This window comes from Streptomyces cacaoi (genome assembly GCF_006539165.1).
GTDB lineage: Bacteria > Actinomycetota > Actinomycetes > Streptomycetales > Streptomycetaceae > Streptomyces > Streptomyces cacaoi.
Window position 1 is genome coordinate 193,482 of sequence record NZ_BJMM01000009.1, and the last position, 21,840, is coordinate 215,321.

Below are 21,840 nucleotides of genomic sequence, written 5' to 3' on the forward strand. Positions count from 1 at the left end.
TGTGCCCGCTCTGACCTGCGCGTACCGGTGGGCCCCGCGGTGCGGCCGATGCCGAATGGAGACCTCGGAACACTTTCCCCACCTTCTTGCCGGGGCCATGATGAGCGACCGGTGAGGTGTGCCCACACGCCTCACCTCTCTCAGCAACAACGGCAGGAATGAGGATCCATGGCCGGCCTGTGGAGCGCCGAGGGCGTGCTGCGCCGCAAACCCATCGAACAGATCGAGGAGACGGAGGGAGGGTCGGGAGAGCAGCTGCAACGCACGCTCGGGCTGCGCCATCTGACCGCGATCGGTGTCGGCGGCATCATCGGTGCCGGCGTCTTCAGCCTCGCCGGGACCGTGGCGAGCGGCAAGGCGGGCCCGGCGGTGCTCATCTCCTTCCTCATCGCCGGCCTCGCCAGCGCGTGCGCCGCGCTGTCGTACGCCGAGTTCGCCGGGCTGATCCCGAAGGCGGGCTCGGCCTACACCTACGGCTACGCCGTGCTGGGCGAGATCGGCGGCTGGTTCATCGGCTGGGACCTGCTGCTGGAGTACACGGCGATCGTCGCGGTGGTCGCCATCGGCATCTCCGGCTATTTCTCCTTCCTGATGGAGGAGATCGGCGTCGAGCTGCCGCACTGGATGCTCGGTGCGCCGGGCACGGGCGACGGGCACCGGGTGGACCTGTTCGCCGCGCTGCTGTGTCTGCTGATCGCCTACGCGCTGACCCGCGGCATCAAGAGCGCCGCCCGCTTCGAGCTGTTCGTCGTCGTCCTGAAGGTCGCCGTCGTGCTGCTCGTCATCGGGGTCGGCGTCTTCCACATCAAGACGGGCAACTACCAGCCGTTCTTCCCGTTCGGCGTCTCGGGCGCGTTCACCGGTGCGGCGACGGTCTTCTTCGCCGTCTTCGGCTACGACGCGATGAGCACGGCGGCCGAGGAGTCAAAGGACGCCCAGAAGCACATGCCGAAGGCGATCATCTACTCGCTCGTCATCTCGATGGTGCTGTACGTCCTGGTCTGCCTGGTGCTGACCGGTATGCAGAACTACAAGGACATCGACCCCGACAGCGGCTTCTCCACGGCGTTCAAGGCCGTGGGCCTCAGCGGGGTCGCGGACATCATCGCGGTCGGCGCCATCATCGGCATCCTCACCGTGATGTTCACCTTCATGCTCGGCGTGACCCGGGTGTGGTTCGCCATGAGCCGGGACGGGCTGCTGCCCAAGTGGTTCGCCAAGACCCACCCGGTGCGGCACGTGCCCACCCGGGTGACCTGGATCGTCGGCATCGGCTCCGCGGTGATCGCGGGCTTCCTGCCGATCGAGGAGGCGGCCGAGATGACCAACATCGGCATCCTGCTCGCCTTCGTCGTCGTGTGCATAGCGGTCATCGTGCTGCGCTACCGGCGCCCGGACCTGCCGCGCAAGTTCCGCGCGCCCGGCATGCCCGTGGTGCCGGCGCTGGGTGTCATCTTCTCGCTGTGGCTGACGACGTACCTGGCCTGGCAGACCTGGCTGCGCTTCGCCGTCTGGTTCGCCATCGGCCTGGTGGTCTACTTCGCCTACTCCTACCGGCGTTCGGCGTTGGCCAAGCAGCCGGCGGCCGCGGCGCCGCTCGGCGGCGAGTCGGAGGACACCTCCGACAAGAGCTCCGGGGACGGCGGCGCGGACAGCCGGTGACACATCCGGCTGAGCGGGTACCGTCCCGCCCATGAGCGGAAACGGAACACGGACCGTCAGCACCGGCGGGGTGCGGCTCGCCTACCGCGCCTGGGGCGCCGAGGAGGGCCGCCCCGTCGTGCTGCTGCACTGCCTGGGCGAGGACGGTGAGGACTGGCGCGGGCCCCTGGTCTCCCAGCTCGGCGGCGCCCATCCCGTGTACGCGCTCGATCTGCGCGGGCACGGGGAGAGCGAGCAGCCGGGCTCCGGCACGCCGGAGGACTTCAGCGGTGATCTGCTGGGCTTCCTCGACGCGCTGGGGATCGAGCGCGCCGTCCTCATCGGCCACGCCTTCGGGGCCGTCGTCGCCTACCTGTTCGCGCAGGAGCATCCCGGCCGGGTCGACCTGCTCGTCCTGGAGGAGCCCGACGCGCTGCGGCCACCCGTCGAGCCGCCGCTGCCGGAGCCCGAACCGGCCGCGGCGGCACCGGCGTTCGACCCGCGGGCGCAGCCGGAGTGGACCGGCCGGCGCAGCGCCCCCGAGCCGCGCTGGTGGGACCGGCTCGCCGCGATCACGGCGCCCACGCTGGTGATCGGCGGCGGCGACGACAGCCATCTGCCGCAGCCGGAGCTGGCGGCCCTGGCCGAGCGCATCCCCGCCGGCCGGCACCTCACCGTCGAGGGCGCCGGCCATCTCGTCCACGAGTCGAGGCCGGGTGAATTCACCTCGGCCGTCCGCCAGTTCCTCGCCGAACACACGCCGGCCCCGGTGCACGAGGCCGGCTGACACGGCGCCCCTCCGGCCCGGGAGGCCGTCCGCTCTCACACCTGGACGCCCTCCCGGGCCGCCGTCTCCCGTGCCCACCGGTAGTCGGCCTTGCCGCTCGGCGAGCGCTGTATCCGGTCGGTGATCACGATCGTGCGCGGCACCTTGTACCCGGCCAGCCGGGTGCGGGTGTGGGCCTGCACGGCGTCCGGGGTGAGCGCCGGAGCGCCCGGCCGCGGCTGGACGACGGCGGCCACCCGGTGCCCCCACTTCTCGTCCGGGACGCCCGCGACGAGCGCGTCGTAGATGTCCGGATGCGCCTTCAGCGCCTCCTCGACCTCCTCCGGATACACCTTCTCGCCCCCGGTGTTGATGCACTGCGAGCCCCGGCCCAGCACGGTGACGGTGCCGGCGTCGTCCACGGTCGCCACATCGCCCAGCAGCACCCAGCGTGCGCCGTCCGCCTCGAAGAAGGTCTCCGCGGTCTTCGCCGGGTCGTTCCAGTAGCCCAGCGGCACATGTCCGCGCAGCGCCAGCCGGCCCACCTCACCCGGCCGCACCGGGGTGTGCCCGTCCGGGTCGACGACGGCCGTGCCCTCGTGGACGGTGATGCGCAGGCCCTCGCCGGCCCCGGAGTCGGAGGTCGCCGTGCCGTTGAAGCCGGACTCCGAGGAGCCGAAGTTGTTGATCAGCAGGGTGTGCGGGCAGAGCGCGGCGAACTGCTCGCGCACCGTGCGCGAGAGCACCGCACCCGAGCTGGAGACCGCGAGCAGCGAGGAGCAGTCGACGCCGCGCAGCGGCCCGTCGAGCGCGTCCACCAGCGGGCGCAGCATCGCGTCGCCGACCAGCGAGAGCGCCGTCACCCGCTCCCGCTCGACGGTGCGCAGCACCTCGTGCGGCGCGAACCGGCGGTGCAGCGTGACCTTCTGGCCGTAGTTCAGGCCGATGAACAGCGTCAGGGTGGAGGTGCCGTGCATCAGCGGGGGCGCGGGGAAGAAGACCAGCCCTTCGCCGCTCGCCGCGGCCCGCTCGGCCAGTTCCTCCGGCCGTGCGACGGGCTCGCCGGTCGGGGCGCCGCCGCCCAGCCCGGAGAAGAACAGGTCCTCGTTGCGCCACATGACGCCCTTGGGCATGCCCGTCGTCCCGCCGGTGTAGATCAGGAACAGATCGTCCCCGGAGCGCGGTGCGAAGTCCCGCTCGGGGGAGCCGTCCCGCTCGGCCTGTGCGAAGTCGACGGGTGCCGGGGACGGTTCGCGGGCCCCGGCGGGCGGCGGGCCGCAGCGCACCAGGTGGCGCAGGCGCGGCGCGCTCGGCTGTGCGGCGGCGACGCGGTCGGTGAACTCGCCGTCGAAGACGAGCGCGGTCAGCTCGGCGTCCCGGTACAGGTACGCCAACTCGTCGGCGACATAGCGGTAGTTGACGTTGACCGGGACGGCACGCAGCTTGAGGCAGGCCAGCAGGGTCTGCACGTACTCGACGCCGTTGTACAGATGCAGCCCCACATGGTCGCCGGGGCCGGTTCCGGCGGCGGCCAGATGGTGGGCCAGCCGGTTGGCGGCCTCGTCGAGCGCCGCGTAGCTGAGTCTGCGTTCCGTCCCGGAGCGCGGCTGGTCGATGTACACCAGCGCCTCGCGGTCCGGTACGGCGTCGACGACGGACTCGAACAGATCGGCAAGGTGGTACTCCACGGCGCGCTCCTCCCGGGCCCGCGCGTCCCCGAGCGGCTGCCGGCCGGGCGCGGGTCTTCGGCATCGGCGGTGTGCCGGTCATCAGAGCACCGGCGGGCGTGGACGGGAAGAGGCACGGCACAAGAAATCTGACTACCTGTCAGAAAGAGTCTTGAAGTCGACGCGCGCCTCCTGCACGCTGTGGCGGGCCCGCCGGATCCGCTCACGGAACGCCGGACCCGGCCTGGAGACGGGAGGACCGCATGGGCGGCACCGAACATCTGTCCCTGGAGCGTGTGGGCGCCACACTCGTCATCACCCTCGACCGGCCGGAGGCCAGGAACGCACTGTCCCTGCCGCTGCTCGTCGGCCTGTACGACGGCTGGTGCGAGGCCGACGAGGACGACGACATCCGCTCCGTCGTCCTGACCGGGGCGGGCGGTACCTTCTGCGCCGGCATGGACCTCAAGGCCCTCGCCGACGGCGGCGCACTGGCCGGCGAGGGCTACCGGCAGCGCCTGCGGGACGACCCCGATCTGCACTGGAAGGCGATGCTGCGGCACCACAGGCCGCGCAAGCCCGTGATCGCCGCCGTCGAGGGCCACTGCGTGGCCGGCGGCACCGAGATGCTCCAGGGCACCGACATCCGCGTCGCGGGGGAGAGCGCCGTCTTCGGGCTGTACGAGGTGCGCCGCGGACTGTTCCCGCTCGGCGGCTCCACCGTGCGCCTCCCACGGCAGATCCCGCGCACCCACGCCATGGAGATGCTGCTGACGGGCCGCTCCTGGACGGCGCACGAGGCCGAGCGGATCGGGCTGATCGGGCACGTCGTCCCGGACGGCACCGCGCTGGAGGCGGCGCTGGAGATCGCCGAACGCGTCAACGCCTGCGGCCCGCTCGCCGTCGAGGCCGTCAAGGCGTGCGTGTACGACACGGAGGCGCTCTCCGAAGCGGACGGCCTCGCCCTCGAACTGGAACGCGGCTGGCCCGTGTTCGCGACCGCGGACGCCAAGGAGGGCGCACGGGCCTTCGCCGAGAAGCGGCCGCCCCGCTACCGCCGCGCATGACCCCGCCCGACGGGCCCGGCCCGCCACGGACCGGACCACCGGCCCGGCGGAACCCGGCCCGCCGCGCACCGGACCACCGTCACCACGGACACCGGGAGCCCGCGCGGCATCCCGGGGAAAGAGGCCGGACATGACCACGGGCGCATCCGCGACCGGTGCGCTGAGCGCGCCGCTCGTCGTCGAGTTCCCCTTCACCCGCTCCCTCGGACCCGTGCAGAGCGCGTTCCTGACCGGCCTGCGCGAGCGCACCGTGCTGGGCGTCACCGCCGCCGACGGGCGGACGCTGGTACCGCCCGTCGAGTACGACCCGGTCACCGCGCAGGAGTTGCGCACCCTCGTCGAGGTCGAGCCCACCGGCACCGTCACCACCTGGACCTGGAACCCGGCCCCGCGCCGCGGCCAGCCGCTGGCCAGGCCCTTCGCCTGGGTCCTCGTCCGGCTCGACGGGGCCGACAGCGCCCTGCTGCACGCGCTCGACGCCCCCGGCGGGCCCGCATCGGTCCGCACGGGCATGCGGGTGCGCATCCGCTGGGCCGCCGAACGCCACGGCGCCATCACGGACATCGCCTGCTTCGAACCGCTGGACGCCGGACCCGCGGACGAGGACCCGCCCACCGCGCAACCCCGCCCGCACGACGGGGAGTTCGCCGACCCCGTCACCGGGATCACCGCACCCGCCCGGCTCGACTACACCTACACACCCGGCCGCGCCCAGAGCCGCTTCCTCGCCGCGCTCCGGGACCGGCGCACGCTCGGGGAACGCTGCCCCGCATGCCGCAAGGTCTACGTACCGCCGCGCGGCGCCTGCCCCACCTGCGGGGTGGCCACCGACGAGCAGGTCGAACTCGGCCCGGCCGGCACCGTCACCACCTTCTGCGTCGTCAACATCAAGGCCAAGGGCCTGGACATCGAAGTGCCCTACGTCTACGGCCACATCGCCCTCGACGGCGCCGGCCTCGCCCTGCACGGGCGTATCGCCGGCATCCCCTACGACGAGGTCCGCATGGGCCTGCGCGTCGAACCCGTCTGGACCGAGGACAGCCGCTACCCCGACCACTACCGGCCCACGGGGGAGCCGGACGCGGACTACGAGAGCTACAAGGAGCTGCTATGAGTGACGACCGGCCCAACGGGGCCGCGGGCGCGGGGGGTTCGCGCGAGGTGGCCGTCGTGGCGTTCGCGCAGAGCGACCATGTGCGGCGGGCCGACGGCCTCTCGGAGGCCGAGATGCTGCTGCCCGTCGTACGCGAGGTGCTGGACCGCACGGGCCTGGACACCGAGCGCCTCGGCTTCGTCTGCTCCGGCTCCTCGGACTACCTGGCCGGACGGCCCTTCTCCTTCACCATGGCGCTGGACGCCGTCGGGGCCTGGCCGCCGGTGTCCGAGTCGCACGTCGAGATGGACGGTGCCTGGGCGCTGTACGAGGCGTGGGTCAAGCTGCTGACCGGCGAGGCCGACACCGCGCTCGTCTACTCCTGGGGCAAGTCCTCGGGAGGCGACCTGCCCGAGGTCCTCACCCGCACCCTCGACCCGTACTACCTCGCCCCGCTGTGGCCGGACTCCGTGGCGGTCGCCGGGCTCCAGACCCGGGCCCTGCTGGACGCCGGGATCACCGACGAGCGCGAACTGGCCGGCGTCGCGGCCCGCAGCCGGAACGCCGCCGCCGCCAACCCCCGGGCCCAGCTGCGCTCTTCACCGCCGCCGGAGGAACTCCTGGCGGACGACTACCTCGCCGAGCCGCTGCGCCGGCACGACCTGCCGCCGGTGACCGACGGCGCCGCCGCCGTCGTGCTCGCCGCCGGTGACACCGCCCGCGAGCTGTGCGCCAGGCCGGCCTGGATCCGCGGCATGGACCACCGGATCGAGGCACACAGCCCGGGCGTCCGCGACCTCACCGACTCCCCGTCGACCCGGCTCGCCGCCGAGCGCGCCGGGCTGTTCGACGAGGGCGCACCGGCCCCGGACACCGCCGAGCTGCACGCGCCGTTCACCGCGCAGGAGGTGATCCTGCGCCGGGCGCTGCGCCTGGGCGAGGACACGGTCGTCAACCCGTCCGGCGGCGCCCTGGCCGCGAACCCGGTCATGGCCGCGGGGCTGATCCGCATCGGCGAGGCGGCGGACCGCGTGCTGCGCGGCACCTCGCGCAGGGCCGTGGCGCACGCGACGTCGGGGCCCTGGTTGCAGCACAACCTCGTGGCGGTGGTGGAGGCGGACGAGGCGGCCTCCGCACCGGGGACGGACGGCGGAGCGGACGCGGCGCAGGCGCGGGAGGAGAGCCGATGAGCAGCACGGGCAAGGAACCGGTGGCCGTCGTCGGTGTCGGACAGACCCGGCACGCGGCCGCCCGCCGGGACGTCTCCCTGGCCGGCCTGGTGCGCGAGGCCGCGCTGCGGGCACTGGAGGACGCCGGAGCGGACTGGGCGGACATCGACGCCGTCGTCATCGGCAAGGCCCCGGACTTCTTCGAGGGGGTCATGCGGCCCGAGCTGTATCTCGCCGACGCGCTCGGCGCCGTCGGCAAGCCGATGCTGCGGGTGCACACCGCCGGCTCCGTCGGCGGGTCCACCGCGCTGGTCGCCGCCAACCTCGTCGCCGCGCGGGTGCACCGCACCGTGCTGACCCTGGCCTTCGAGAAGCAGTCGGAGTCCAACGCCATGTGGGGCCTGTCGCTCCCGGTGCCCTTCCAGCAGCCGCTGCTGGCCGGCGCCGGCGGCTTCTTCGCACCGCATGTGCGCGCCTATATGCGGCGCACCGGCGCCCCCGACCACATCGGCGCCGTCGTCGCCTGCAAGGACCGCCGGAACGCGCTGAAGAACCCGTACGCGCATCTGCACGAGGAGGACATCACCCTGGAGAAGGTGCGCTCCTCGCCGATGCTGTGGGACCCGATCCGCTACGCCGAGACCTGCCCGTCCTCCGACGGCGCCTGCGCGATGGTGCTCACCGACCGCACCGGCGCCGGACGCGCCCCGGGCCCTGCGGCCTGGGTGCACGGCGGGGCGATGCGCAGCGAGCCGACGCTGTTCGCCGGGAAGGACGCCGTCTCACCGCGCGCCGGCAGCGACTGCGCGGCGGACGTGTACCGCCAGGCCGGGATCACCGACCCGCGCCGGGAGATCGACGCCGTCGAGATGTACGTGCCGTTCTCCTGGTACGAGCCGATGTGGCTGGAGAACCTCGGCTTCGCCGAGCCGGGCGAGGGCTGGCGGCTGACCGAGTCGGGCGCGACCGCGCTGGACGGCGATCTGCCGGTGAACCCGTCCGGCGGGGTCCTGTCCACCAACCCCATCGGCGCCTCGGGCATGCTCCGGTTCGCCGAGGCGGCGCTCCAGGTGCGCGGCCGCGCGGGCGAGCACCAGGTGAAGGACGCTCGCACCGCACTGGGCCACGCCTACGGTGGCGGCTCGCAGTTCTTCTCCATGTGGCTCGTCGGGGACCGCCCGCCCGCGGGGTAGCCGCCCGGCGGTCCCGGCAGGCGGCCGGCGGGCTCACCTCCTGCCGGGGCACCGGCCCAACCACCCGCTGCCCGTGCCGTGTTGCACACCGTCCCGCCGCCCCGGCAGCCCCGCGAGCCGCCCGGCTTTCCTCGTGACGCGGCCTGTCCGGGGCGCCCGGGGCGTGGTTAGGGTGGCGCCCGGACGACGACCGGGAGGAGAAGGCGTGGCCCACAGCACCACCGACCAGCCGGAACTCGATCTGAGCCGTGCCGAGTGGCACTCGGGCACCCGCGGCAGGGGCGATGTCGAGATCGCCTTCGTCGAGGGCTTCATCGCGATGCGGCACGGACGCCGCCCCGAGCGGCCCGCGTTGATCTTCGACCCGGGGGAGTGGCGCGCCTTCGTACGCGGTGCGCGCGAGGGCGACTTCGACCTGACCTGAGCCGGGCGCGCGGGGCTGCGGGCAGCGCGGTCCGGCCGTGCGGGACGGGCCGGGGCCGGACGGAAGACCCGTGCGCCGACGGGGAGACTGGCGGTGAGGGCGCCGGGCCGGGCACGTACTATTGCGGCATGTCGTTCCTCCGCCGCCGCAGTGCCTCCGTGCCAGCAGGCCCGGACTTCGATGTCCTGGCCATGGATCCGTCCGACTGGCCGGGAAATCTCGGCGCCGGACTGCTTCCTGCTCCGGACGGCACCTGCCAGGGCGTCTTTCTGCGCTACGACCTGTTCGGCGGCCGCGGTCCCGCGATGGTCATCGGCAATCTGCCGGAGGGCTCCCCGGCGCGTGAGGTCGGCGAGGACCAGGTGCCCTTCGAGGTGACACAGCTGCTGGCCGCGCTGGAGAACGACGAGCCGGTCGAGGTGGTGAGCACCGAGGACGACCCGGTGATGCACGAGGACAACCTGCTGATCGTCCGGCGCATCAAGCTCTCCGAGGACCGGATCTCCTGCGTCCAGTTCGACCGGAGCGACGGCGTGCTGGTGACCATCGCCAGCTGGGACCGCCCCATCACGAACGACCTGTACGCGCTGCTCAAGCCGCTGCCCGCCGAGCTGTTCCAGCAGCGCTGAACCCGGCCCGCCCGCCGCTGTTCCGGACCGTGCGTGTCCGGCCCCTTGTCATGGGTTTCATCGGATCTCTAGCCTGACGGCTGCTCGACACCGGTTGTCGCTCGCGCTGCCAGCAGGAGGCCGTCGATGTATCCGCACGTGTCCCGAAGAGCCGCAGTCAAGGGCGCCCTGATCGGAGGAGCCGTGCTGGCCACGGCCGGTTCCACCGCCGTGCCGGCCGGTGCACAGGGCAGGGGAGGGGGGAATCCCTCCGATGTATCCCGCTCCGCTCGCTCGGGCTCCCCGGCCCGGGCCGCGGACACGCTCCGGTACGAAGCGCCCGCGCGGGACTGGGAGCGGGAGGCGCTCCCGGTGGGCAACGGCGCGCTCGGCGCCATGGTCTTCGGCGGCGTCGCGGACGAGCGGCTCCAGTTCAACGAGAAGACGCTGTGGACCGGCGGCCCGGGAGCCGACGGCTACGACTTCGGCAACTGGCCCGAGCCGCGCACCGAGAAGCTGGACGAGGTGCAGCGCACCATCGACACCGACGGCAGGGCCGACCCCGCGAAGGTCGCCGCGGCCCTCGGCCGGCCCAGGACCGGCTACGGCGCCTACCAGCCGTTCGGCGAGCTGCTGCTGACCTTCCCCGACGCACCCGAGCGGCCGGCGGGCTACCGCCGCGAGCTGAACATCGCCGACGCGCTCGCCACCGTCCGCTACGAGACCGGCGACGCCACCCACCGCCGGGAGTTCTTCGCCTCCCACCCGGCCGGCGCCCTCGTCGGCCGGATCACCGCACGACCCGCCGGCGCGGCAGCCACGGCGGACACCCCCGGTGCCCCCGGCCGGATCTCGTTCACCGTGCGGTTGGCCGTCCCGCACGACGGCGCCCGCGTCACCGCCCGGCACGGGCGGATCACCGCGTCCGGCCGGCTCCCGGACAACGGCATGCGGTACGAGGCACAGCTCCAGCTGCACACCGAGGGCGGCACCCGCACCGACGCGGCGGACGGCAGCGTGACCGTCACGGGCGCCGACAGCGCCTGGTTCGTCCTCGCCGCCGGCACCGACTACGCCGACCGCTACCCGCGCTACCGCGGCGAGGACCCGCACGGGCGCGTCACCGCCGCCGTCGACGCCGCCGGACAGCAGGGCTACGAGCAGCTGCGCACCGACCACCTCGCCGACCACCGGGCGCTGTTCGGCCGCGTCCGGCTCGACCTCGGCGGCGAGCTCCCCGACGTGCCCACCGACCGGCTGCTGAGCGGATACGGGCAGGGCGACCCGGAGGCGGACCGGGCGCTGGAGGCCCTGCACTTCGCCTACGGCCGCTATCTGCTGATCGCCTCCTCCCGGCCCGGCTCGCTGCCGCCCAACCTCCAGGGCGTGTGGAACCACAGCACCGAACCGCCCTGGTCGGCGGACTACCACGGCAACATCAACCTCCAGATGAACCACTGGCCTGCGCACACCGCCAACCTCGCGGAGACCGCCGAGCCCCTGCACCGCTTCCTCACGGCCCTGCGCGCCCCCGGCGAGGTCTCGGCCGAGCGGATGTTCGCAGCCGGCGGCTGGGTCGTGCACAACGAGACCAACCCCTTCGGCTTCACCGGCGTGCACGACTACCCGACCGCCTTCTGGTTCCCGGAGGCCGCTGCCTGGCTGTGCCGCCACCTGTGGGAGCACTGGCGCTTCGGCCGCGACACCCGCTTCCTGCGCGAAACCGCCTACCCCGCGATGAAGGGCGCGGCCCGGTTCTGGCTCGACACCCTGCACACCGACCCGCGGGACGGAAAGCTCGTCGCGGGCATCAGCTACTCGCCCGAGCACGGCGACTTCACCGCGGGCGCCGCCATGTCCCAGCAGATCGTCCACGAACTGCTGACCACCACCCTGGCGGCGGCCCGCGAACTGGACGCCGACCCCGCCCTGCGCACCGAGCTGCGCTCCGCGCTCGACCGGCTCGACCCCGGCCTGCGCATCGGCTCCTGGGGCCAGCTCCAGGAGTGGAAGAACGACCTCGACGACCGGACGGACACCCACCGGCACATCTCCCACCTCTACGCCCTGCACCCGGCCGGGGCCATCGAGCCGGGCAGCGCGCACGCCGAGGCCGCGAAGGTCACGCTGACCGCACGCGGCGACGGCGGAACGGGCTGGAGCAAGGCATGGAAGATCAACTTCTGGGCGCGGCTGCACGACGGCGACCACGCCCACACGATGTTCCACCAGCTCCTGAAGGACTCCACCCTGCCGAACCTGTGGGACACCCACCCGCCGTTCCAGATCGACGGCAACTTCGGCGCCACGGCGGGCGTCGTCGAGATGCTCCTCCAGTCCCACCGCGACAGCCTCGACCTGCTGCCCGCCCTCCCCGCCGCCTGGCCCGACGGCAGCGTGCGCGGGCTGCGTGCCGCCGGAGACGTCACCGTCGGCCTCGACTGGTCCGGCGGGCGGCTGCACCGTGCGACGCTGCGCACCGGACGCGACGGCGACCTGCGCCTCACCGGCGTCGGCCGGGACGTCACCGTCCGCGACCGCACGGCCCGGCGGACCCTCGCCGTACGCCGCGAGGGCGGCGGCACGCTCGTGCTCACCGCCCTCGCGGGCCACACCTACACGCTCATCGCACGCCGGATCAGCGCACGTTGACCAGCCGCACGTCCTCGGCCTTCACGAACGCCACCCGGTGCCCGAGCTGGATCTGGTAGTAGCGCTGCTTGCCGCGCACCACCCGGAACCCGGAGGCGTCCGGATCGAACCCGGAAGCGTACAGATACGCACCGTGCGTCGTCCCTCCCACCACGTACCGCTGCCCGGCCCGGACGGTGTACGGCAGCGGGGTCAGCTCCTGCGCCGGTACGCCCTTCGGGTAGGCGGACTTCTCCGGATAGGCACGGCCGTAGACCGGGATCTCCTGCGCGCCGGGCCGCGGCTCGGCCACGGTGCCGCGCGCGGGCACGGCGGCCGGTACGGAGCGCGGGTTGCGGAACCACGCCTTCTGCCCGAGGTACCAGACGGCCGTCCAGTCGCCCTTGCGCCCGGCCACCGCGTACTGCTGCCCGGTGGAGGCCCGGGCGCCGACGTCGTTGACGTCCGTGGTGGACGGCGAGCCGTCCGGCCGCAGCCCGATGTCCTTCACCAGCGGGGACGACGCGTCGGGCGCCGAGTGCAGCCGGACGGCGCCGGAGCCGTGCGGCCTGCACGGTTCGCCCTTGGTCTCGCACCCGGTGTACGGGGGACGGTTCGTCGCGTAGTCCGGCCGGATCGTCACCAGCTTCGAGCGGGGGCCGCCGTGCGGCACGAACGGCTTGCCCAGCAGCCGGAAGTAGTGGTCCCAGTCCCAGTACGGGCCCGGGTCGGTGTGCATGCCCTTGACGGCCGACGGGGTCGTCCCCGGCACGTTGTCGTGGCCGAGGACGTGCTGGCGGTCCAGCGGGATGTCGTAGCGGTCGGCCAGGTACCGCACGAGCCGCGCCGAACTGCGGTACATCGCCTCCGTGTACCAGGCGTCCGGGTCGGCGAGGAAGCCCTCGTGCTCCAGCCCGACCGAGGTGGAGTTGATGTACCAGTTGCCCGCGTGCCAGGCGGTGTCCTTCGCCCGCACGTGCTGGGCGATGTGCCCGTCCGAGGCGCGCAGCGTGTAGTTCCACGACACGTACTCGGGGTCCTGCACGAGGCGGAGCGACTTCTCCCAGGTCTCCTCGGTGTCGTGGATGACGATGTGGTCGATGCGCTGCGAGCCGGGCCGCCGGGTGCGGTCGTGGTTGCCGTAGTCCTCCTCGCCCTGCTCGTTCTTGTACTTCTCGTAGGGCGAGGGCAGCCACTCGCAGTCCACGGTGCGCGGGCACTCGGGCCCGCGTGCGGCGCGGCCGCGTGCGCCGGAGTCCGCCGCGGTCAGCCCGGGCCTGGCCGGCAGCGTGACCGTCTCCCCGGTGTCCGTGGTGCGCCGCGCGCCCTCGCGCAGCACGTCGAACACGTCGTCGGCGAACGCGGTGGCCTCGGCCTTGCGGCCGCCGCCGGGGTAGGCCGCCACGGCGTCGTACCAGTCGGCCGGGTCGGCGCTCGGCCGGTGGCCGAGGCGCCGCTGTGCATCCGCCAACAGGGCGGCGCCGCCGAGGATGTTGGCCTCGGCCGAGTCGCGCAGCCGCTCGCGCGGCAGCCCCGTCAGCCCGGCCGCACGCTCCAGCGTGCGCAGCCGCGCGGGCAGCGGCTCCGAGCCGCCGGCCCGCTTCCCGTCCGCCGGGCGCCCGGCGGAGGCCGTGCGCTGCGCGGGACGGCGGGTGTCGCCGCGGGCGTCGTCGTCGCCGTCGGGGTGGTGGTGCCCGGCGGAACGGTTCAGCGCGGTGCGGGCGTCCGTCAGATGCATCGGCCCGTAGCCGCCGGAGACGCTGGGCGCTCCCTCGTGGGTGTCCCAGCGCGACTGGAGATAGGCGACGCCCATCAGCACCTCGCGCGGCACGTCGTAGCGTTCGGCCGCCTCGGTGAACCGATTCTCCAGCGTGCCGCCACCGGGCTGGCCGGCCGTCGCCTGCGGCCCCGGAAGCAGGGGGAACACGAGTGCGGCCGAGGCGGCGCCCAGCAGCGTCAGCCGCGCGCCGCGCCGGGCCGAGCGGCGCCGGCTGCGTCCGGCGCGCCCGCTGCGTCTGGAAGGGTCGGCGGATTCGGCCGGACCGGCCGGGCCGGGCTGCCCCGTGTGGCCGGTGCCACCGCTGCCGCCGGCGGCCGGACGGTCGAGTGGGGAACTGCGGTCGTGGTGACCACCGTGGCTACGGTGCTGACGGGGCCCTGGCGTACCTGACAATGCGGCCTCCTCGGACAGTGCGCCGTGGGATCACCGGCGCGCGCAGACACACAGGTAGCCGCGGGCCGACGATCCGTCAATCATCCGTGGAGCACCGGGAGACCGCACTTCGGGCCGGGCCGGACGCGCCTCGTCGCCGGGCCCGGCGAAAGCCCTGCTCAGCGGGTGCCGACCGCCGCGCGTACCGCACGCCGCGCCATCGCGCAGTCGTCGTGCAGCCGCCGCAGCAGCAGCCGTTGCTCCTCTCCGGTGGCCATCGTGCCCGGCGGCACCGCGACCGCGGCGGACGTCACCGACGGGGCCTCCCGCATGGTGCGCTGCACCGCGTTCTCGTAGGTACGGATCTCCCGGGTGAGCACCAGCATGAGGTTCACCAGGAACGCGTCCCGTTCGAGCGGGCCGCCCGACTGGGCGAGCCGGCTGATCCGCCGCCGGGCCAGCGGCGCGTCCCCCAGCACGGCCCACAGCGTGGCCAGGTCGTAGCCCGGCAGGTACCAGCCGGCGTGCTCCCAGTCGACCAGCGCCGGCCCGGCCGGGCCGAGCAGCACATTCGTCAGCAGCGCGTCGCCGTGGCAGAACTGCCAGGCCGGGCCGCCGCGTCCGGGCCGCGCGATGCCGTGCAGCAGCTTTTGCAGATCGCCGGTGTCCCGGTCCGTCAGCAGACCCTGCTCGTGGTAGCGCGCGATCCGGGCCGGATAGTCGACCGGGCGGACGAACAGCTCCCGCGGCGGCTCCCACAGGTTGACGCGGTGATAGGCGCCGAGCACCACGCGCAGATCGGTGCGCGGCGGCGGTTCGAGGGGATGGCGCTGCGCCGCCGCCACCCTGCCGGGGACGCGCTCGATCACCAGGACACAGGCATCCGGATCGGCGGCGATCAGCCGCGGGACACGCACCGGGGGCCGCTGCCGGGCGAAGGCGCGGTAAGCGGCTATTTCGTGACCGAAGCGTTCCTTCCAGGCGGGCGTGGGCTCGATCAGGCACTTGGCGATCACCGTGTTGCGCCCCGCCGTGCCGGCCAGCAGCACCGTACGGCCCCGGCGCCGCAGCAGCTGGAGAGGGGTGAAGCCGGGACAGATCCGCTGGACGGTCGCGACGGCGGCACGCAGCTGTGCGCCCTGCGGCCCCGACAGATCCAGCCTCCCGCTCAGCTGGGCCGGGAGGGCCCCGCGCAGTCCCCGCGGCCGTCCGCCACCCGGCTGCGGAACACCCGGGTACGGGCCGGCCGCGCGCGAGGGCTCGGGCGCGGCCACGGCGGGTCCCCTGCCGCGCAGGGGCACCGGCCGCGGACCGCGTGGGCGCGACGGCGCGGACACGGGGGACGTTGCTGAATACATGGGCGAGCAGGATCCCTTCGTGTGCCGACGGTGTACGCGCCTCCCCGGCCCGCCGGGGGCCGGCCGCCGCCCGGGTACCGCCGGTCCGTACGGCCTGAGCACCCTGGGGAATGCGGGCCGTACGGTCTGCGCGGTTCTCGGACGGTTCCCGGCCGGCTGCCCGTCGTTCCCGGGGGACCCGGAGGGCTCCGGGCTCCCGGGCCGTTCCCGGACGCCTCGGCCGGTGGCCGGGGTGGCGCGTTCCTACACGACACCCGGCGACGGGTGGCACACCATCTGGCGCACCCTGGCGAACCCTGGCGAATGCTCGCCGGACCGGGTGTACCGGCCCGCTGCGGGATACGGTCAACTCAGCCGAGAACCTGGGGGCTTGACGTGACCAAGGGACCCAACGCACGCCTTGCGGACCTGTTCGCCCTCGCCGGCTGGTCCAAGGGCGAACTCGCCCGGCTCGTGAACCGGCAGGCGGCAGCGATGGGATACGCACAACTGGCGACCGACACCTCGCGGGTGCGTCGTTGGATCGAGACGGGGGAGATCCCGCGAGATCCGGTACCGAAGGTGCTGGCGTCCCTGTTCACCGAGCGACTCGGCCGTGTCGTGACCACCGAGGACCTCGGGTTCAGCAAGCCGGGGCAGGCGGGGAATGGCAGGTCCCTGGAGGGGCTGCCGCTGCCCTCCGGTCAGGTTGCCGCGGTCCTCACCGAATTCACGGGAATGGACCTCATGCTCAACCGACGCGGCTTGGTGGGCGCGGGCACCGCGCTCGCCGCAGGATCGGCACTCAGCAGTGCCATGCACGACTGGCTCGGCGCCGAGCGCGCCCAGGCGTCCGGTGCGCACACCGGCACGGCCTCGGCGGCACCGGCGTCCTTCGACCGGTACGAGGCGGCCCCGGTGGGGGCGCAGGAGGTCGCCGCGCTGGAGCGCTCCGTCGAGGTGTTCCGCGCCTGGGACGCGGCACGCGGCGGCGGACTCCAGCGCAAGGCGGTGGTGGGCCAGCTCAACGAGGTGGGCGGCATGCTCGCCTACCGGCACCCCGAGCATCTCCAGCAGCGGCTGTGGGGCGTGGCCGCCAACCTGGCGGTGCTGGCCGGCTGGATGTCGCACGACGTGGGCCTGGAGCCCACCGCGCAGAAGTACTTCATCATCGCCGCGCACGCCGCGCGCGAGGGCGGCGACCGGCCCCGCGCGGGCGAGGCGCTCTCCCGCGCCGCACGCCAGATGGTGCACCTCGGCCGCCCCGACGACGCGCTGGACCTCGTGGAGCTGGCGCACACCGGCTCGGGTCCGGAGACCCTGCCGCGCACCCGCGCCATGCTGCACACCATCGAGGCGTGGGCCCAGGCGTCCATGGGGCGCGGCCAGGCGATGCGGCGCACCCTCGGCAAGGCGGAGGAACTCTTCGGCTCCGACCAGGCCGACGTGCCCTCGCCCAGCTGGATGCAGATGTTCGACGAGGCCGATCTGCACGGCATGCAGGCGCTCGCGTTCCGTACGCTCGCCGACCACGAACCGGCCGCGGCCCGTATCGCCGAACGCCATGCCGACCGCGCACTCGCGCTGCGCCGGCAGGGGTGCGACCGCTCCAAGATCTTCGACTATCTGTCCATGGCGTCCGCCTGCTTCCTCTCGGACGAGCCCGAGCAGGCCGACCGTTACGCCCGGCTCGCCCTGCTGTCCATCAGCGAGAACTCCTCGCACCGCACCTGGGACAGACTCCGTGAGATGTACCGCCTCACCGGCCGGTACGCCGGCTACCAGCGGGTCGACGAGCTGCGCGACGAGATCGCCGACGCGCTGCCCCAGGCACCCAGGCCCGCCGCGGGCCCCCGGGGGCTCAAGAGCCCGCAGGAGGTGAAGAGTTCTCAGGGGATGCGGGGGTTCGGGAAGGTGCGCGCCGTGTGAGCCCCGCGCTCCCCGTCCCGGCGCCCACCGGGGAGGAGGGAGCGCGACGCGCCCACCGGACGGCCGGACGTTTCCGCCGGAGGGTCAGGAGCCCACCCGGGCGACCAACACGCAGGCGTCGTCCTCGCGTTCGCGGTCGCCGAACTCCTCGGCGACGGCGCGTACGCACTCCTGTGCCGTACGGGCGTCACCGAACCGTGCCGCCAGGCCCAGCAGCCGTTCGGTCCCGGTGCGCGGCTCGGTTCCGGCCGCCTCGTCCCCGTCCGCCGTCCCGGCCTGGTCCGCCGGGGCGCCCAACTGGGTGCTGCGCGGCGCGAGTCCGTCGGTGTGCAGCACCAGCAGGTCGCCGGGGGACAGCTGTTCGGTGCGTTCCTCGTACGCGGCGCCGGTGGCGACGCCGAGGAGCACGCCCTCGGGGCGGTCGAGCGCCCGCCCCTCGCCGCCGCGGAAGAGCAGCGGCGGGGGGTGGCCGGCCTGCGCCCAGGTGAGGGTGCGCTCCTCGGGCGCGTAGCGGCAGCACACGGCGCTGCCGAGGGCGGGCTGTGCGGCCGAGTCCAGCAGCTGGTTGAGGTGTTCCATGAGGGCGCCCGGGCTGATCCCGGCGACGGCCATGCCCCGGATGGCACCCAGCAGCATGGCCATGCCGGAGGTGGCGGCGACGCCGTGTCCGGTCAGGTCCCCGGCCGTCAACAGCGTGGAGCCGTCGGGCAGTTCCATCGCGTCGTACCAGTCGCCGCCGATCAGCGCGCCCGTCGCCGACGGCAGGTAGTGCGCGGCCAGATCCAGCGCGCCGCCGGCCGGTGCGTCCCCGTGGTGGAACCGGGGCGCGCCGCGCCAGGGCGGCAGGACCGACTCCTGGAGCTCGACGGCGAGCCGGCGTTCGGCCTGGGCGAGGTGGCGCTCGCGGCGCAGGGTGTCGCCGGTCTCCTGGACGGCGCGTTCGCTGCGGCGCAGCTCGCTGACGTCCCGGACGACGGCCCACATGGAGGCCGTGCCGCCGTCGTCGTCGAGCACGGGTTCGCCCACCATGTGCACGGTGCGTACGGCCCCGTCGGGGCGGACGAGGCGGAACTCCCGGTCGATCGGACGGCCGTCGACCAGGCAGTCGGTGAACGCGGCCGCCAGGCCCGGCTGGTCCTCGGGGACGAGCCAGGAGGGCAGTTCGTCGAGCGGGAGCGGGCCGTCCGTGTGGGTGCGCCCGAAGATCGCGTACAGCTCGTCGGACCAGGAGACCTCGTCCGTGAGCAGGTTCCACTCCGCGCTGCCGACCCGGCTCACCAGCGGTGCGGTGGAGGTGAGCGGTGCGGAGGCGCGCGGGGTCGGCACCGCGCCGTAGGCGGCGCCCAGGGTGCCGTAGGTGTCCGTCGTCTCCCCGCCGGGAGGGGAGGGCGGCTCGTCCCAGGCCAGGGGGCTGCCCGGCACCCCGGCCTCGCCGGGGGCGGCGGGGAGGCCGTCGCGCAGCTGGTCGAGATGGCCGCCGAGATCGTCGAGCTGGTGCACGGCCAGCTCGCAGAGCGCGCGCTGCCAGCGCAGGCGCAGCCCCGCGTCCTCCTCGCTCTCGCCGCCGGTGCCGCGCCGTACCGCGTCGACACCGCCGCGTAGCCGGCGCGTCTGTGTGATGAGGGCGTCCAGCGCGCCCCGCTCCGGGGGCTGTACGGCGGAGTGATCCGCATCGAGATGGGACGGCATGGAATGTCTCCGATACGGGGCAGGGACGGTTACGACTGTGACACAGCCCACGACCGTCCGTAAGGGATTCGGCAATACCCGATGCGGTGGTGCTACGGGCATATGTCCCCCGGTGCAGGTGGAGGCACGGGCGGAGGGCGGAGATGCACGGCCCGGGGTCGGTGGAACGGGCACTTCCGGGTAGGCTCCGGCTCTTGACCGGACACCTGCTCACAGGGGTAGAACCCATGAGTAGAAAAACGGTCACCGGCAAGAATGGCGGGCAACGGAAATCCCGTTGCCAGTCGAACCCCCGCACCGGATGCTGACTCTTATGTTCGTCGATTCCGTCGATTCAGACATAGCGCCCAGCGGCACGCTGCTCGGCCTCCTCCAGAGGGGCCGTGGCGACGGGACGCTGCACGCTCTCGCGGCGCCGCGCTCCGAAGCGCTCGCGGCACTGCGGCACTGCCTCCTGCACGACCCCAGGAGGGACTGGCAGGTCGAGCACCGCTCGCTCTACTACGCCCGGTTGCACAGGGATCTGGACGCGCCGCTCGACGATCTGGAGCGCCACCTCTTCGCCCCCGAGGACGCGCTGTGCGGCCCCGAGGAGGCCGAGGCCCGCACCGGGCTCGCGCTCTCCGTGCTCGGCCACCTCGCCTCGTACGCGGCCGGCCCGGGGGAGCACCCGGCAGGCGCAGAGCCGTCCGCCGCCGCCGACAACGCGCCGCTGCGCCTGCTGCGCAGATACGCCACCGTCGGCGCCAACTGGCAGTGGGCGCTGGACGAACTCGCCGTGCGGGACGACGACGCCGGGCTCCGGCTGCTCGGCCCCGCCGTCCTCTCCCGCTTCCCGCAGACCCCCGAGGGCGACGCCGAACTGGCCGCCGCCGCCCGGGACGCGTTCGAGCCCCGGCCCTGGCGGCTGTGGGCCGAGGACCCGGCCCACCCCGAACAGGCCGAACGCCTGCTCCGCGTCCAGGAACGCGGCTCCTTCGACCGCTGGCAACGCCAACTGCGCACACCGGGGCCACGGCCCGGCTGGAGCGTCCAGGAGATCCTCGACTGGGCACAGGACGGCTACGAACAGCACCCCCGGCTGCACCGGGAGGCACCGGCCGCCCGCTGTCTGTCCGCCGTCGCCGGGCCGGAGGACCGCCCGCTGCTGCTGGCCGCCGCGCGCGGCCCCCGGGAAGCCGCCCGCTGTGCCGCGCTGCGGCACCTCGCCGATCGCGACGACCCCGACGTGCTGGACCTCATCGAGCACGCCGCCGCCGACCCCTCGCCGGACGTCTCCCGGCCCGCCCTGACCGCCTTCGCCCGGATGCGCTCGGCTGCCGCCCTCGCCCGCGCCCGGCAGTGGGCGGCAGCCCCCGAGAACTCGCTGCCCGAGGGCCTCGCGTCGGCCGCCGCCGAGATGCTCGCCTGCCGCGGCGGCGCCTCCGACGCCGACGCCGTCCTCGCCGCGCTGCGCCGCACCGTCCGCCTGGAGGGCCCCGACAGCCCCGCGCTGTGGCCGCTCGTCGACGGCGCCGGACGCCTGTCCATCCACTGCGCCGCGCCCATCCTGCGGCACATCTACCGCGAGACCGCCTCGTCCCAGTTGCGCGGCCGTACTGCCGGCGCGCTCTCCGCCACCGATCCGTCCTTCGCCGCCGGGTTCGCCATCGAGTGCCTGTGGGACTGCGAGGAGTCCACCCGGGAGGTGGCCGCCCAGCACGCCGCCACGGGGGACGACCGCGTCGTCGAACGACTGCGCAGGCTCGCCGCCGATCCGGCTGAGGAGGCCGGAGTGCAGAGCGCGGTACGCGGCCGGCTCGCACGCTGACGCCTTCCACCGGCCGGCCCCGCGCCCGACACGCCCCCGCCGAGGCGCCGTTGAGCGGGCGCGGGCAGCCGGCCGCCTGGCGCCGGGGCCCGACGGTGTGCGCACGGCGGCCCGGCACGCAGCCACGGGCCGCCCGCCAGCCCGAACGCCCGTGGAGTGCAACGCGTGACGGGCCCCGTGTGCCGTGCACCCCGTGACGCGGACGGAGCCTCGCGTGGCGGGCCGTGCGGTGTCGTCACCGTGCGCACAGCCGGTCCAGCGCCGCCTGGGTCTCGTCGTCCGCCGCGCGGCAGAGCATCAGCCGCTGGTCCGGGGCCTGGAGCGGCACGAGCACCTCGAAGTGCAGTGCGAGCACCCCGGCTTCGGGATGGTGTACGGCCTGCTGCCCCGGCCGCCGGCCACCGGCCACCGGCCACAACGTTTCGCTCGTCCCACAGGCGCGCGAACTCCTCGTCGTGGGCGAGACATGCGGCGAGGAGTCCGGACGGCGCCGGGTCCTGCGGATGTGCGGCGTGGACCGCGACGGCCGGAGGCTGGTGACCGACGACGGACCACAGCACAGGAGGGCACGATGTCCGCGCCCTCCCGGCCGATTCCGGAGCACGACGTATTCCCGGCGCCCCAGGCATCCCCGGAGCCCCAGGCGTCCCGGACGGCTCAGGCG

At 74.0% G+C, this 21,840-nt stretch carries 16 protein-coding genes; 11 read left to right on the forward strand and 5 right to left on the reverse strand.

Annotation, left to right across the window (positions count from 1 at the left end; genetic code table 11):
- The first annotated feature begins 168 nt into the window (after positions 1–168).
- Entirely contained in the window at positions 169–1,662 is a 1,494-nt protein-coding gene (locus SCA03_RS11935; RefSeq protein WP_030884743.1) for an amino acid permease, read from the forward strand.
- Between the two features lie 31 nt (positions 1,663–1,693).
- Positions 1,694–2,428: an alpha/beta fold hydrolase gene (locus SCA03_RS11940; RefSeq protein ID WP_086815315.1), complete on the forward strand. Its 735-nt coding sequence runs from the start codon at positions 1,694–1,696 to the stop codon at positions 2,426–2,428.
- 35 nt (positions 2,429–2,463) lie between these two features.
- Here the strand turns inward: SCA03_RS11940 and SCA03_RS11945 are convergent, their stop codons facing one another.
- Complete coding sequence (locus SCA03_RS11945) at positions 2,464–4,095, reverse strand: acyl-CoA synthetase (RefSeq protein ID WP_030887680.1); 1,632 nt, start codon at positions 4,093–4,095, stop codon at positions 2,464–2,466.
- Positions 4,096–4,337: 242 nt separating this feature from the next.
- Between SCA03_RS11945 and SCA03_RS11950 the strand changes: the two genes are divergently transcribed.
- The 7 genes from SCA03_RS11950 to SCA03_RS11980 all read left to right on the forward strand — a co-directional run bounded on the left by SCA03_RS11950 (position 4,338) and on the right by SCA03_RS11980 (position 12,280).
- Positions 4,338–5,141, forward strand: coding sequence for a crotonase/enoyl-CoA hydratase family protein (locus SCA03_RS11950; protein ID WP_030884752.1), 804 nt, complete (start codon positions 4,338–4,340; stop codon positions 5,139–5,141).
- Positions 5,142–5,271: 130 nt separating this feature from the next.
- The gene (locus SCA03_RS11955) at positions 5,272–6,255 is read left to right on the forward strand and encodes a Zn-ribbon domain-containing OB-fold protein (protein ID WP_030887677.1); all 984 of its coding nucleotides are present in this window, start codon (positions 5,272–5,274) and stop codon (positions 6,253–6,255) included.
- Positions 6,252–7,424 carry a thiolase family protein gene (locus tag SCA03_RS11960; protein WP_051846135.1) on the forward strand — a complete coding sequence of 391 codons (1,173 nt, stop codon included), beginning with the start codon at positions 6,252–6,254 and terminating at the stop codon, positions 7,422–7,424. The genes SCA03_RS11955 and SCA03_RS11960 overlap by 4 nt, the downstream gene beginning before the upstream one ends.
- Positions 7,421–8,596: a thiolase family protein gene (locus SCA03_RS11965; protein WP_030884762.1), complete on the forward strand. Its 1,176-nt coding sequence runs from the start codon at positions 7,421–7,423 to the stop codon at positions 8,594–8,596. The genes SCA03_RS11960 and SCA03_RS11965 overlap by 4 nt, the downstream gene beginning before the upstream one ends.
- A 205-nt stretch (positions 8,597–8,801) precedes the next feature.
- Positions 8,802–9,020: a DUF397 domain-containing protein gene (locus tag SCA03_RS11970; protein WP_030884763.1), complete on the forward strand. Its 219-nt coding sequence runs from the start codon at positions 8,802–8,804 to the stop codon at positions 9,018–9,020.
- 128 nt (positions 9,021–9,148) lie between these two features.
- Positions 9,149–9,649, forward strand: a complete 501-nt coding sequence (locus SCA03_RS11975) for a glycosyltransferase family protein (RefSeq protein ID WP_030884765.1) — start codon at positions 9,149–9,151, stop codon at positions 9,647–9,649.
- 126 nt (positions 9,650–9,775) lie between these two features.
- A complete protein-coding gene (locus tag SCA03_RS11980) occupies positions 9,776–12,280 on the forward strand; it encodes a glycoside hydrolase family 95 protein (RefSeq protein ID WP_086815316.1) in 2,505 nt (834 codons plus the stop codon).
- On the opposite strand, the gene SCA03_RS11985 is transcribed toward SCA03_RS11980, so the two are convergent.
- Both SCA03_RS11985 and SCA03_RS11990 read right to left on the reverse strand, forming a co-directional pair.
- Complete coding sequence (locus tag SCA03_RS11985) at positions 12,267–14,213, reverse strand: N-acetylmuramoyl-L-alanine amidase (RefSeq protein ID WP_086815320.1); 1,947 nt, start codon at positions 14,211–14,213, stop codon at positions 12,267–12,269. The genes SCA03_RS11980 and SCA03_RS11985 overlap by 14 nt on opposite strands.
- 377 nt (positions 14,214–14,590) lie before the next feature.
- The gene (locus SCA03_RS11990; protein ID WP_030884771.1) at positions 14,591–15,769 is read right to left on the reverse strand and encodes a phosphotransferase family protein; all 1,179 of its coding nucleotides are present in this window, start codon (positions 15,767–15,769) and stop codon (positions 14,591–14,593) included.
- Positions 15,770–16,144: 375 nt separating this feature from the next.
- On the opposite strand from SCA03_RS11990, the gene SCA03_RS11995 reads away from it, so the two are divergent.
- Positions 16,145–17,677 (forward strand): DNA-binding protein NsdB, encoded by a 1,533-nt coding sequence (locus SCA03_RS11995; protein WP_086815317.1) that lies wholly within the window; start codon positions 16,145–16,147, stop codon positions 17,675–17,677.
- A gap of 84 nt (positions 17,678–17,761) precedes the next feature.
- Here SCA03_RS11995 and SCA03_RS12000 read toward each other — a convergent pair whose 3' ends face one another.
- A complete protein-coding gene (locus tag SCA03_RS12000; RefSeq protein WP_086815318.1) occupies positions 17,762–19,366 on the reverse strand; it encodes a PP2C family protein-serine/threonine phosphatase in 1,605 nt (534 codons plus the stop codon).
- 313 nt (positions 19,367–19,679) lie between these two features.
- Between SCA03_RS12000 and SCA03_RS12005 the strand changes: the two genes are divergently transcribed.
- Complete coding sequence (locus tag SCA03_RS12005) at positions 19,680–21,176, forward strand: HEAT repeat domain-containing protein (protein WP_141275371.1); 1,497 nt, start codon at positions 19,680–19,682, stop codon at positions 21,174–21,176.
- 235 nt (positions 21,177–21,411) lie between these two features.
- Here the strand turns inward: SCA03_RS12005 and SCA03_RS35065 are convergent, their stop codons facing one another.
- A complete protein-coding gene (locus tag SCA03_RS35065; protein ID WP_158102391.1) occupies positions 21,412–21,585 on the reverse strand; it encodes an MmyB family transcriptional regulator in 174 nt (57 codons plus the stop codon).
- Positions 21,586–21,840 lie beyond the last annotated feature (255 nt).

Bases quoted from the DNA above. Each gene is read 5' to 3' on its own strand.
- SCA03_RS11935 (WP_030884743.1), top strand. From the start codon at position 169: ATGGCCGGCCTGTGGAGCGCCGAGGGCGTGCTGCGCCGCAAACCCATC.
- SCA03_RS11940 (WP_086815315.1), top strand. From the start codon at position 1,694: ATGAGCGGAAACGGAACACGGACCGTCAGCACCGGCGGGGTGCGGCTC.
- SCA03_RS11950 (WP_030884752.1), top strand. From the start codon at position 4,338: ATGGGCGGCACCGAACATCTGTCCCTGGAGCGTGTGGGCGCCACACTC.
- SCA03_RS11955 (WP_030887677.1), top strand. From the start codon at position 5,272: ATGACCACGGGCGCATCCGCGACCGGTGCGCTGAGCGCGCCGCTCGTC.
- SCA03_RS11960 (WP_051846135.1), top strand. From the start codon at position 6,252: ATGAGTGACGACCGGCCCAACGGGGCCGCGGGCGCGGGGGGTTCGCGC.
- SCA03_RS11965 (WP_030884762.1), top strand. From the start codon at position 7,421: ATGAGCAGCACGGGCAAGGAACCGGTGGCCGTCGTCGGTGTCGGACAG.
- SCA03_RS11975 (WP_030884765.1), top strand. From the start codon at position 9,149: ATGTCGTTCCTCCGCCGCCGCAGTGCCTCCGTGCCAGCAGGCCCGGAC.
- SCA03_RS11980 (WP_086815316.1), top strand. From the start codon at position 9,776: ATGTATCCGCACGTGTCCCGAAGAGCCGCAGTCAAGGGCGCCCTGATC.
- SCA03_RS11990 (WP_030884771.1), bottom strand. From the start codon at position 15,769: ATGTATTCAGCAACGTCCCCCGTGTCCGCGCCGTCGCGCCCACGCGGT.
- SCA03_RS12000 (WP_086815318.1), bottom strand. From the start codon at position 19,366: ATGCCGTCCCATCTCGATGCGGATCACTCCGCCGTACAGCCCCCGGAG.
- SCA03_RS12005 (WP_141275371.1), top strand. From the start codon at position 19,680: ATGTTCGTCGATTCCGTCGATTCAGACATAGCGCCCAGCGGCACGCTG.